Source organism: Streptomyces sp. NPDC006476 (assembly GCF_040612015.1).
Lineage (GTDB): Bacteria > Actinomycetota > Actinomycetes > Streptomycetales > Streptomycetaceae > Streptomyces > Streptomyces griseorubiginosus_B.
Genome location: NZ_JBEXPK010000082.1, coordinates 1 through 12,242, shown reverse-complemented (window position 1 = coordinate 12,242; position 12,242 = coordinate 1). Strand labels below are relative to the sequence as shown.

Sequence of the window (12,242 nt, the reverse complement as noted above, 5' to 3'; positions counted from 1 at the left end):
CACCCGCCCACCAACACTCCTTCTTAGAAGTGGGCCGCTGCCACTACGACGCGGCAACGCAACTCGCCAAGTCACCCCAGCTCTTCGGCTCCGCCGATCATCTCGCCGGCATCGCCGCGGAGTGCGCCATCAAGGCGATGCTTCTCGACTTCTTCGGTTCCGTACAGGACAGCCCGCTCGGGATTCCGTACAGCCCGGCGATCAGGAACAGGCCGACACAGAGCCAGAGACAGGCCGACAAAGCGCGGAAGGCCTCCGAGCACGGTCACCTCCCGACCGTCTGGGACCAACTCCTCCTGCTCGCAAGCGGCCACCATGGCGCCACCGTGCTGGCGCAGATCCCTCAGCAGAATCCCTTCCGGGAATCCGCCGACGAGTGGAACGTGGCCCACCGCTACCGTGACAGCGGCCAGATATCCGAGCAGCGCGTGAAACGTCACCTCGCAGCGGCCCGTACCGTCATCGCCGCCTACCAACTGGCGAAGTAGCCAACCGAAGCCCGAAGAAGCAGAAGACGCAGCCGAAGTGGAAAAGCAGGCGCCCGCCCTATGAACCCCACCCGATTCGACGCTGCGTGGACCGCAGCCCTCGGCCACGCCCACCGAGCCGCCGAAACCGGCCGGGACACCGTCCTTGTACGCGACCTGTTCGGGCGGGCGTCGCTGCTCGTGGACGACGAGGACAAGCCGCTGCCCGCCGAGGAACTGGAAGCGCTCGCGGAGGAGTTCCGACGCGACACCCAGGCCTTCGCGGGCGCCCAGCCCGTCCAGACCACGTCCACGATGTTCGCGCCGGAGATGTTCTTCGCCTCTCCTGAACTCGTCGTGCAGGATGAGGGCGAGTCGGGACACCGAGGCCGGGTCGCCGTACTCGAACGGACCGTGGTGGGCGCCGACTGGGCCCGGGATGCCATAGCGGGCGCTTCGCCGCAGCCCGAGGTTCGGGAGCGGCGCGTCGCGCTGTACGGGTTCAAGGGAGGAGTCGGGCGCTCCACCGCCACCGCCGTCCTCGCCCGCTACTTCGCCGACAAAGGCCACTGCGTCCTCGTAGTCGACCTCGACCTGGAGTCCCCCGGAGTCTCCTCGCTCCTGCACGGCTTCGACCAGCTGCCCGAGCACGGCATCGTCGACCACCTGGTCGAAGCCGGCGTCGGCAACGCCGAAGAGCTGGACCTCGTCACCCAGAGCTCGTTCTTCGTGCCCTCCCAGGGCAACGGCGAGATCTGGCTGGCGCCCGCCGGAGGCCGCCCCCGCGACGGCTACGACTACCTCGCGAAGCTGAACCGCATCTACAGCGACCTGCCGGCCGCGGCACCAGGCGCCGCGCCCAAGCCGTTCTGCGTACGGCTGGAGGAGGCCATCGCCGCCTGCGAGGCCCACGTGGCGGAGGTCTCGCGGCAGCCGGACGTCGTCCTGCTCGACAGCCGCGCCGGCATCCACGACATCGCCGCCGTCACCCTGACCCAGCTCAGCGGGCTGTCGCTGCTGTTCGCCGTCGACAACCCGTCCACCTGGTACGGCTACGGCATGCTGCTGTCCCAGTGGAAACAGCGCCCGGACCGCGCCGTCGAGCTGCGCGAGCGCCTGCGTATCGTGGCCGCCATGTTCCGGTCCGCCGGGGACATAGAGCGCCTGCACAAGCTCCGGGACAACGCCCAGAAGATGTTCGCCGACACGCTCTACGACGACGCGGAGGGCGCGGACCTGGCGGCATACCACCCTGCCCTCGAGGACGACCAGGCCCCACACTCCCCCATCCCGATCCTCTTCAGCCACGACCTGATCGGCCTCGACCCGCTCCAGGACCGCGACTGGCCCGAACTGCCCTTCGTGGAGGCCGCGTACAAGAGGTTCCTCCGTGAGGTCGATGAACTTGTCTTCCCGCGTGAGGAGTTGTCATGACGGAGCCTCTGTCCACGGACGAGTACCGGACGCTGCTCGCCACCGCCCCCGGCAGCGCGTTCGACGCCGACACTGTGAGCCCGGACGTCACACGGCTGTTCACTCCGTCGAGCCACCGGCGCGCGCTGGACCCCGACGTGACGGTGGTGCGCGGCGCGCGCGGTTCCGGCAAGACCGTGTGGACCAAGGTGCTCGGCGACGACCGGATGCGCGAGATCGCTGCGGCCTCGTACATGATGCCCCGGCTGGACCGGATGACGGTCGCCACGGGGCACGCGAAGGGCGGCGAGCCCAATCTGCACCACCCCAGCAAGAGCGTCATCAGCAAGCTCGTGGACGATGACGTCAAACCCCAGCACCTCTGGTCGGCCGTGGTCCTGGCCGGGCTCCGGGCCCCGGAGATCCTGCGCATCGAAGGCTGGGACAAGCGTGTCCGCTGGGTCGCCGACCACATGGAGTCCTACGAACGCGCCCTGTGGACGATGGACCAGGAGGCCCGCAAGAGCGGCCGCACCCGTCTGCTGATCTTCGACGCCCTGGAACATCTCCACAACGACCGGCAGGTCGTCGACCGCCTGGTGTCCGGCCTCTTCGAGGTGGCGCTCGACCTCCGGATGAGCACCAGCGCGATCCGGGCGAAGATCTTCGTCCGCCCGGACATGTACGAGAGTGCCCCCAAGCACTTCCCGGACGCGTCGAAACTCGGCGCCAACGCCACCGATCTGACCTGGACGACGGAGAATCTGTACGGCCTGCTCTTCCACCAGCTGGGCAATCACCCGAGCCCCGAGGCGGAGAAGTTCCGGACGTCGACCGGCAGTTGGCGCAGAGAGGGCGAAGGCCGTTTCATCGCTCCCGTCGACGTCATCGCCACCCCGAAACGCCAGCAGGATCTGTTCGTCACGATGGCCGGCCCGTACATGGGCCCGAGCCACCGCCGCGGCTACACGTACACCTGGCTTCCCAACCATCTGCAGGACGGCCGGGGCCAGGTGAGTCCGCGCACCCTGCTCCAGGCCGTCTCCACCGCGGCGACGATCAGCCGGGACCGGCATCCCATGCACGAGCACGCCCTCCACTACGACGCCATCCGGGAGTCCGTGAGCACCGCTTCCCAGATCCGCGTCGACGAGATCACGGAGGACATCCGCTGGGCCGCGGTCGCCGTCGAGCAACTGCGCGGCGGCCAGGTACCGATGCAGCCGTCCGTGGTCCTCGCCTACTGGCGGGACGCCTCACTCTCGGCGCAGCTGCGCGAGGTTCTGGCGAACGGCTCGCAGGGCAGCGGGCCGGAGGACGTCGACAACCACCGTGAGCTGATCGACGAGTTGGAGAGGCTCGGCGTGATGACACGGCGCGCGGCGGGCGCCACCGATCTGCGCGACTACGCGGTCGACATCCCCGACGTCTACCGCCTGGCCTTCGGCATCGGCCGCAAGGGCGGCGTCTCCAAGCGCTCGCAATGACGACCGGCAGGACCCCGCGCTCGCCGTTGACGGCAGCGCGGGTCTATGCCGCCGCCGCTGTCACCGTCGCCAGGAAGTCGCCGTCGAGGTACGCCCGTTCGCCGTCCCCGCCGATCACCTCGACCGTGCGCCCGTCCAGGTGCGGGACCTGTGTCCGGGTGTCGACCGGGCAGAGCAGCCACAGCCCGTGCGGGTCGTCGGCCGGTCGGCGGGCCGCCGCCTGGAGGCGGACCAGGAAGTCGTGGCCGCCCTCGTCCCAGTAGCGGGCGAGCAGCCCCGCGTCGTGCAGGAAGAGGACCGTGCGCGGTGCCGCGGCCCGCTCCAGCAGGGCGGCCTCCAGGCGCACCCACACCGCCCGTACGAACGAAGCCAGGCCCCGCTTGATCTGCCCCGGCGCGGAGCCCGCGTCGGCGCGCAGGACCTTCTCCCAGTCCTGCCCCTTCTCCGCCGCGAGCGCGCGGAACTCGGCGAGGAACTCCCGCCCCAGGTCGACGCGTTCGACGGGGAACGCCGCGGCCACCGCCTCGGCGGCGCCCGGCAGGCGGCTGCCCTTCACGGTCAGCGCGAGGAACCCACCGCGCTGCACGCAGGAGGCGAGCCTGGCACGGGTGGCGGCATGCGGATCGCCGTCCACCTCCGCGACCGCCGGGACGCCGTGCCCGGGTGGCAGGTAACTGGTGCCTGTTCCGGTGGACGTCCACTGGCCGACCGACTCCAGGGCCGGTGGGAAGAACCGCTCCAGCTTGGTGTCGTACCGGAGGTCGAAACGCGCCTGGCTGAGCGGGTCCTCCAGCTCGACGTACGTCGGCTCCCGCTCCCCAGAGAGCGCGTCGAGCACCGGGAAGCGTGCGCGCAGCCGCGCCAGCAGCTCGGCGACCGTGATGCCACGGTCCCGTCGTACTCCCGCTCCTGCCTGCGAGATCCGCAGAGCGCGGTCCAGGCTGAGGTCACGGGGGTACAGCTCAAGGCGCGGAGTGGCCTCGGTGCCCACGGCGACAGCGGCCGCCAGGGCGACCAGCCGGGTGTCCGCGAGCGGGGCGAAGCCTTCCGGGGCGGGGACCGCACGCAGGTCACGGACCACCGCGGCCCGCCCCGGCAACGGCTCCTGACGCGCCAGACGTTCCGCGACCGTCCCCAACTCGGCCGTGTAGTCGGCCAGTTCACGGGGGCTGGGGTCGTCGGTCCCGGGCAGTGACTCCAGGGCGATCAGTACGGTGTCGCCACGCCGGTGGACGGCCAGGCGCGGCTCGTGCTGCTCCGCGCCTTCGCCGTCCCACAGCTCGGCCTCGGTGGCGGCCCGTACGACGGCAAGCGCCCTCGCGAGCGTGCGCTCGGGTGTGTCGTCGCCCGCGCCGTGACGGACCCGCAGCTCGGCGGCGGCCTCCTGCGCGGTCATGACCCGGCCGGCCGCCGTCACTATCTCGACCAGCTCTTCGCGCACCCGCCCCAGCCAGTCCGCCTCGGCCCACTGTTTGATCTCGATGCGGTGATGGCGGGAGACCGGCGGCTGCTTGATCTCGAGGTGGTCGGCGATGCGGGCCTGGACCGGCCAGGGGCCCAACGGCGACAGGCCGCCGTCCTCCGGTGGCAGACCGAGCGTGAGCCGGACCACGGGCGCACGGTGCGAACCCTTGCGACCGGGCTCGGGGGTGAGCCGGGCCGCCATGTCGTCTATCGACAGGACCAGCGGTCCGTCCGATTCGGAGTCGCCTTCCGCGCGCGCAGCCGGTCCGGTCGGTCGGGCGTCGGCCCCGGCGGGCTGCCGCAGCGCGACCGCCCACTGCTTGCGACGCCGGTTGAGTTCCTTGCGTACGAGCGCGCCGGCGCCCCGCGCCTTCGAGATCGCGTACGGCTGGACGTCGAGCAGCTCCCCCACTTTGGTGGCACCCAGCCCGTGTGCCACGGACACGGCCCGGGGTGACAGGCCCGCGGCCTCCAGCAGAGTCTCGGCATCCGCCGTCTCCGCGGCGGCGTCGCGGGCCTCCTCGGCGTCCTCGGACTGGGTACCGACCGTGGCCGGGGTGGTGGCCGGCTTGGTCGCGTCGGCCGCCCGGAACACCTCGCGCCACTCGTCGTGCATCTGCCGCAACGTGTCGAAGCGGTGTTCGGTGTCGCGGTGCAGCGCCCGTCGGAAGAAGGACGCGAGACCGTCGCTGAGGGCCGGCTCGAACAGCTCGGTCGCGACGTACAGTTCGGCGGACTCGTTGGTGAGTGGGTCCAGCTGTCCGTCGCCCCACATGGGGCGCTCGCCGGCGGCCATCTCGTGCAGGGTGACGGCCGCCGCGTACCGCTCGGCGTGGTCGTCGTAGTACGGCCGCCGCAGGGAGTCGAGGAACGGGTCGAGGTAGCCGCGCGTGCCCGCCTTGATGTCCCGCTCGGAGGCGTCGGCGAGGGAGAAGTCGAACAGCTTCAGGCGCCAGATCCGGTCCTTGCTGTGGTGGATGCCGAAGTTGTCGGGCTTCAGGTCGCGGTGGAGGACTCCGTTGGCGGCCAGCTGGTCCATCGCCCTGAACAGGTCGTCGCCGAAGCGCTCCAGCTCGTGGTAGGTCAGCTTGCCCTTGCCGCGCAGCCGGGCGCCCAGGGACTGTTCACCGGCGTACTCGAGCTGCAGGACGGTCCGTCCGCCGATCTCGCGCAGCCCCTCGCCCCGCAGCTGCACGACCGCGCCGCCGCCCACCTCCTTGAGAACGGCCGCCTCGGCACGCAGCCGCTCCGCCTTCTGCTCGTCCAGGGCAACCTTGAAGACCCACTCGTCGATCTGTATGCGGCCGTCCTCGTCCTCGACCGCACGCTCCACGAGAAGGGCGCGGGCGGTAGCGCCGGTGCCTAGAACGCGCCGTACGGACCATTCCGCGTCGAGCGACTGGCCGGGCAGTGCCTCCAGCGGGTCGACTCCGACGGCGGTGGGCGCCTCGGGCAGCACACTCGCGCGCTCCGCCCTGTCCAGCAGGTCGAGGAACTCCTCGGCGGAGCCCAGGCGTTCGGTGACGTCGGAGCGGGTCGCCTTGAAGACCAGCTCGTCGAGCGCGTCCGAGAAGCCGTCGGCGACGGAGTACAGATGCAGGCCCGAGTCGGTGCGCAGGCGCTCGCTCAGGGCACTTCGCTGCGTGGCGGGAGGCTGACCGGTGAGGATCAGGTAGGCGACCGCGCCGAGCCCGAACATGTCCAGGTCGGCCGGATCGGCGTACGGCTGGTCGGTCTCGGGGGCGAGATAGAGGCGGGCCGCGTCCTCGATCAGAGTGGCATCGAGCGCCGAGCCGCCGATGGAGCGGAAGAAGGTGGCGTTGCTGTCGAAGTCGCGGGCCGCTGTCTGCCAGTCGGTGATGCGCAGCTCGGGACGCGTCCCCTCGGACCGGAAGGAGACGTAGACGGAACTGGCCGCCAGGGCCCGGTGGTAGAGGGAGCGGTTGTGGGCGTAGCGGACGGCCTCGGCGAGCTGTCGTACGAGATCGAGGCGGATCTCGGGAGTGAGCTTGCCGCCGTAGGTCGCCAGGTACTGGTCCAGGCGCAGGTCCGTGTGCCGGTGACGGAAGAGGATCGCCGGTCCGCCCTGATGCTCACGGATCTCGACGGCCTCGACGATGCCGCGATGCGTTACGCCCTGCAGAACCTGGTACTCGCGGCGGGCAGCGCGATCGGTCGACTTCTTCGCCGCCTCGGTCGCCATATCGCCGACCAGATAGATACGGACCCGGCCCTCCTCCTGGACGAGTCCGTCGTCGCGCGTGGCCAGGCGGTCCTCCCAGGACTGCCCGCGATCGAGGGGGTGCGGCTGCAGCTTCCAGGCGTCGCCGAACCTGAGATGGGCCGTGGACTGCTGGACACCGATGGCCTTCAGCAGACGCGGCAGGGTGTCCCGGGAGAAGTCGGGAGTGATGCGGCGGTCGGGGCGATCCGGCGGCAGGCCGAGGAAGTCCTGCCAGATGCGCTTCAGGCCGGTGGGACGGTCGTCACGGCCGTAGACCCTGACCTTCTGGACGTCGTCGAGATGGCTCTCGAGATCCGGGGCCGAGAGGAAGATCGCTGGTTCCACGCGCGGCACGGACCGCTCCGGGATGCCCAGCTTGCGCGCCGCCCACAGCAGCCTGCTCTTGAGGTCCTTCGACTTGGCATCGTTGAAGTGGAGCGGGTTGTTGATCGTCCGGGTGCGGTCGGAGCCGCGGAAGTTCCAGGTGGATCCGTTGTTCTCCAGCCGCCCCGGATGGCTCTTGATCTCGACCAGGTAGAGGCCCGCGGGTACCGCGATCAGCAGGTCGCACTCGTTGATACGGCCCGACTGCGCGGTGAAGGAGAACGTAGCCCAGGCGCGATACGGCTCGGCGGCCGGCATCAGGCGTCGTACATGGTCGAGAGCGTCCTGCTCCCAGGGGTAGGGGGAGGGCCGATCCTGGAACCACTGCTGGACCGGACGCGGCGGTCCGGGCTTGGGCACCGGACGCGAGTCTCCTGCCGTCACCGTCCTACCTCCGCTGTCTCCTCACGCCCTTCCGGGCCAAAATCCCTGGTCGACCTTACCGCGCCCTACTGACAGGCAGCATCCGTTTGGCGTGCTCCCAAGGTGGACGGGCAGGCGGCCGTCGAAGACGGCGTCGGATCCCACTGCCTGCGGAGAAGACTGTCTGGGCCGGTCTCAAGCTCTAACTCCAATCGGCTGCCCGGCCGTTGGCCCGATCGGGGGTGTGCCCTGTGAGATAGGCTCTTACTGCTGCGCACCTTCCCGGAGGGTACGAGGCGGAGTCCACGGTCCAGTCCACTGGCGCGTGAGTGACGAATGGGGCGGATGCCCGGTAGGGCGGTCCTACCATTCCGAACTCACACCATGGAGTGGGCCTTTATGGAACCGGTCGAGTACAAGCCTGCGCGTCGTCCCTGGATCCGCGAGATCCTGGCCGGCGCCGCCGCGGGTGTGATCTCCAGCCTCGTGTTGGAGGCACTGGCGGTGGCAGCGCGCCACCTCATCTGAGGCAGGCATGTGGCGGGCCCGGCGAGCCCGCCACTCTCCAGCCTGTCTGGCTTCCTCCATCACGAGGATCCTTTAGAAGAGCAGTTCCTGCCCGGGAGTGGTGTCGTGGCCCTTCCTCTTCGGGCTGGGGAGATGCGGTATCCGCGCCTCGGCAGGGAGGTTTTCCCAAGTGGGCCGCAGACCGTGTATCTGCACGTCACCTACGCGGCTCTTGAGGTACGCCTGTGTCTCCTCATCCGTGGAGTACAGCACCGTCGCCCGGCTCGCCCTGGTCATGAGCACGTGGTACGCGTGCCGAACACATCGCGCGAACTCCTCCTCTTTTTCTTCCTCGCTTCCCTTCCCCTCACGGAGCTTCATGTCGAATGAACCGGGCACTTTAACGCGTTTGACCTTGCTTTCCGGGTCCTCACGCCACTGCCCCTTGCGGTAGACCCAGCGGTCGCCGCGTCTCACCATGTCCTCGCCGAGGATCACCCCGCACCAATCCCACTCAAGGCCCTGAGCCGTGTAGACGCAGCCGATCTGGTTGATGCCATACGGGTGCACTGACCATTTCGTGGACGGGGGCACCGCTCCGTTCTCTCGGAACGAGTCGCCTTTGGCGTTCCACGGTCGGTGCCAGTCTCCGATCCGCACGTCTGCCTCCAGGCGCGCGGCCTTCCCCTTTCCCACCGGTTCGGTCCACGGCCAGCAGAAGCCGGCCACCATGCGAGCTGTCGCTCCCGCCTCCGCCTCGGTCCTGATGATGTACTCGAGTTCCTCTGGACTGTGGGCCACTTCGACATGCATCAAACCGTCGGGGGTCCACTCGGTGGTTCCTGCCTCGATGTCGAGGACAGCCCGCACCCAGCGGATGTAGGCGTCGCTTCCGCCGCACCGCCATTCCTCCCTGAGCCCATAACGGAGTGGAGTGATTCCCCGCGCTCTTGCAGCTCCCTCGATCAGGCTCACCGTTCCGACTTCCTTGGGGCGCACGGACTGGCTCTCGTCGAGAAAGAACACTGTGAGGCGGGAGGCATCGAGCAGGTCATCCACCTGAGGCTGTTTGCCCGACTTCTCTTCTCGTTGGTATATGTCGATGGTTCGCTCTCTCACGCGATGCGCCTCGTCGCAGATGAGGACGTCCAAGGGAGGGTCCGGAGGGGTCACGAAGTGGCTGAAGTAGGCGAACCTCTTCTTGAACTCCTCGTCGGTGTAGCCCACCTGCTCCTGGAGCGCCCCGTTGAAGGCACGGCTGCCGCTGGCGTACTTCACCGTATGTCCGGCTGCCTCGAAATCGGCCCTGAGCTGTAACCCCACCGCGCTCTTCCCGGTACCTGCACCACCCGTCACGATGAACACCGCCCGTCCGTCGTCCGGCGGCGGAGCGGGCTGATCGGGATTGCCGAGAACCAGGGCGGCTCGTTGCAGAACACTAGCCGCCACTCTCTTCTGCTGTCCCCGCAGGGTGAACACCGTGTCCTCTCCGCGAGATCTGATCATCGCGTCGAGAAGCGGCGTGTTGCGCAGGTTCATGAACCGCAGGAGTTGCTCGGCCTCCGAAGCCCCGCCGTCCTCCGCGAAATGCCGACGCAGGTCTGCAAGGAGCAGGTCACGACTGTCCTGGGTGTACACACGCTCATAGGCTCCAGTCGGCGCCAACGTATCGAGCAGCGGTCGAACCGAGTCGTCGGTGGCATTGTGCAGGTACGCGAATCCGCCGCATTCGACCGTGATGCCGCGCAGCGGTCCCTGATCTCCAGTGAACAGTTGGTATGTGTTCCTGAGTTGCAATGCAGGGTGCTTCTTGGGCTTCTTGTATCCCGGCACCCTCACGAGCTCCGCGGTGGCAGCTTCCACCTGCGTCACCATTGACCATCTCTTCAGCTCGACGAGTTGGAACGACGGCAGACGCGTCTCGGGGTGTCGCCCCACGAGCACCACGTCAATGAGGGGCGGCTCCCCCTTCTTCGGTTCGTCGACCGTCGCCGCGCACTCGACGACCATCTCGACGTTGCCGCGCTCCGCCTCGACCAGGTCTTCAGCCAACTCGACCAGGCTCTCGGCCCATGCCTGCCGTTCGGTATCGGACACATCGCGCCCTCGGAAGTACCGGTATCTGGCAGCGAGATGCGGCACCATCCGCTGCCTTGAGTTCAGGGTGAGCAGGTCCTGCGCAGACAGCCTCAGCAGGAGCATGGACACGAGGTGGTTCCCCCAGGGCACGAGTAACTCGTGCGGGTGGGGGCGTGTCCTCGCGCAGAGGAAGCCCGTCGGGCCGCAATTGGTACGGGTGATCTTAGGGAGCGCGGCAGCTCACGCGAGTACCTCCCGCCAACTCATGGCAGGTCAGCGGCAAGTTGGCGAAAAACTGCGGGTTCAGACTGGTCGTTCACGCCGTGGCAGCCACGCGCCGCCCGGCACCCACCAGTTCTCGTAGCTTCTCCTGGGTCTCCCGGTCCGTGGAATAGATGACCGTGCCGACCATTCCGCGGGTCAGCAGCACCTTGTACGTGTTGCGGATCAGGCGGTCCACGTCAGCGTCCGGTGTCGAGCGCTTGAACACCGGGTCCTTGGACGCCGTACGGTCCGTCACCCATCGGTCGCGGCGCCACACCAGGTCGGGGCCGATGATGACGCCGGACCAGTCGTACTCGAAGCCCTGGGCGGTGTAGACGCAACCGATCTGACCGAAGCCCGCCGGGTCCGTGGCCCACAGGGCGGACGGCGGTGCGCCGGAGACGGAGCGGTCGCCGCGCAGGTTCCAGGGGCGCGCCCAGTCGCCGATCCTCACGTCGTCCGGCAGGGGCTGTCCCGGCTTGGGTTCCGGGGACCACGGCCAGCAGTAGCCGGCGGACATGCGAGCGCTGTAGTTCTGACCGCGGCGGCCGTCCAGGAAGCTCTCCATCTCCTCCGGGCTCTCAGCCAACAGGAGTTGCATGCGGTCATCGGGGTCCCAGACGATCGGGCCGCCCGGCTCCAAGCCCAGTAGGCGCACCACCCAGCGCAGGTAGGCGTCGCTGCCGCCGCAGCGGAACTGGCTCTCGAGCCTCACGACGGGGCAGTTCAGCCCCCTGCGTACCGCTGCGGCCCGGATGTCTTCCACCGTGCCCATCTCACCGGGGCGCACGACCTGGTGCTCGTCGAGCAGGAAGACAGGCACCTTGGCCACGTCTATCAGTTCGTCGATCTGCCGCTTGCCGGTCCGGTGCGCGGCCGGTGTGTACCGGTTGGCTGATGTCTCACGGATGCGGTGAGCCTCATCGCAGACCAGGACGTCGAGGCTGTTCTTCTGCGTCGCCATGAAGCTGTTGAAGTACTTGAAGAGGTCCTGCACTTCGCGCTTTCTGGCGCCCGCGACCTTGCGCATCGTCTTGGTGAAGGACTGGGACCCGGTCGCGTGCAGGGCTGGGACGCCTTGCCGGTACAACTCGCCAAGGAGGGAGAGCGCGATCACGCTCTTGCCGGTGCCGGGGCCACCGGTGATGACCACGACCTCCTTGTGATCGGACTGCTGGGCCTTGCGTACGGCGTTGAGGACCTTGCGGTAGGCGACCTGCTGTTCGTCAAGGAGCACGAACTGCTCCCTCTCACGGACTTCCTGTGCTGCGACCGCCATTAGCTGCTTCGACGGGACCGTCTTGCCCGCGAGCAGCGCGTCAGCGGCTGCGGCGCCCGGATACTCAGGGCTGAGCCGGGCACGGAGGTAATCGATGAACCCACCGCGGGTATCTCCTGCGAACAACTGGCCCCAGTGGTCGGACTCGATCTCGCGCAGTGCACCCACATCGAACTCGGTTGCGTTGTGTAGGAAGGCCACTCCCCCAACCCTCTCAGCTTGAAATTAAACCTTCGGTGATCGTTTGAGGTTCGAGTCGTTCACCCACACGGGAATCTTCCGGACATGACGACGACCTCCCTTTCACGCTG

At 68.4% G+C, this 12,242-nt stretch carries 6 protein-coding genes and 1 pseudogene; 4 read left to right on the top strand and 3 right to left on the bottom strand.

Going from position 1 to position 12,242, the window contains the following annotated elements:
- Window positions 1–29: 29 nt before the first annotated feature.
- Genes ABZZ74_RS44945 through ABZZ74_RS44935 form a run of 3 tightly spaced genes read left to right on the top strand, consistent with a single transcriptional unit; the run spans window position 30 to window position 3,367 of the window.
- Window positions 30–488: a hypothetical protein gene (locus ABZZ74_RS44945; RefSeq protein WP_356949915.1), complete on the top strand. Its 459-nt coding sequence runs from the start codon at window positions 30–32 to the stop codon at window positions 486–488.
- Window positions 489–548: 60 nt separating this feature from the next.
- Window positions 549–1,901 carry an AAA family ATPase gene (locus ABZZ74_RS44940; protein WP_356949914.1) on the top strand — a complete coding sequence of 451 codons (1,353 nt, stop codon included), beginning with the start codon at window positions 549–551 and terminating at the stop codon, window positions 1,899–1,901.
- Window positions 1,898–3,367 carry a hypothetical protein gene (locus ABZZ74_RS44935; protein WP_356949913.1) on the top strand — a complete coding sequence of 490 codons (1,470 nt, stop codon included), beginning with the start codon at window positions 1,898–1,900 and terminating at the stop codon, window positions 3,365–3,367. The genes ABZZ74_RS44940 and ABZZ74_RS44935 overlap by 4 nt, the downstream gene beginning before the upstream one ends.
- Window positions 3,368–3,410: 43 nt before the next feature.
- Here ABZZ74_RS44935 and pglW read toward each other — a convergent pair whose 3' ends face one another.
- Window positions 3,411–7,799 (bottom strand): BREX system serine/threonine kinase PglW, encoded by a 4,389-nt coding sequence (pglW, locus tag ABZZ74_RS44930; RefSeq protein ID WP_356949912.1) that lies wholly within the window; start codon window positions 7,797–7,799, stop codon window positions 3,411–3,413.
- A gap of 402 nt (window positions 7,800–8,201) precedes the next feature.
- On the opposite strand from pglW, the gene ABZZ74_RS44925 reads away from it, so the two are divergent.
- Window positions 8,202–8,330: a DUF6408 family protein gene (locus ABZZ74_RS44925; RefSeq protein ID WP_220450788.1), complete on the top strand. Its 129-nt coding sequence runs from the start codon at window positions 8,202–8,204 to the stop codon at window positions 8,328–8,330.
- A 72-nt stretch (window positions 8,331–8,402) separates the two neighbouring features.
- On the opposite strand, the gene ABZZ74_RS44920 is transcribed toward ABZZ74_RS44925, so the two are convergent.
- Complete coding sequence (locus ABZZ74_RS44920) at window positions 8,403–10,511, bottom strand: DUF2075 domain-containing protein (RefSeq protein ID WP_356949930.1); 2,109 nt, start codon at window positions 10,509–10,511, stop codon at window positions 8,403–8,405.
- A 193-nt stretch (window positions 10,512–10,704) separates the two neighbouring features.
- Window positions 10,705–12,144: pseudogene (locus ABZZ74_RS44915) on the bottom strand (DUF2075 domain-containing protein); the annotation flags it as partial.
- Between the last annotated feature and the right edge of the window lie 98 nt (window positions 12,145–12,242).

Coding starts and splice junctions, on each gene's coding strand:
- ABZZ74_RS44940 (WP_356949914.1), top strand. CDS start 549: ATGAACCCCACCCGATTCGACGCTGCGTGGACCGCAGCCCTCGGCCAC.
- ABZZ74_RS44935 (WP_356949913.1), top strand. CDS start 1,898: ATGACGGAGCCTCTGTCCACGGACGAGTACCGGACGCTGCTCGCCACC.
- ABZZ74_RS44925 (WP_220450788.1), top strand. CDS start 8,202: ATGGAACCGGTCGAGTACAAGCCTGCGCGTCGTCCCTGGATCCGCGAG.
- ABZZ74_RS44920 (WP_356949930.1), bottom strand. CDS start 10,511: ATGCTCCTGCTGAGGCTGTCTGCGCAGGACCTGCTCACCCTGAACTCA.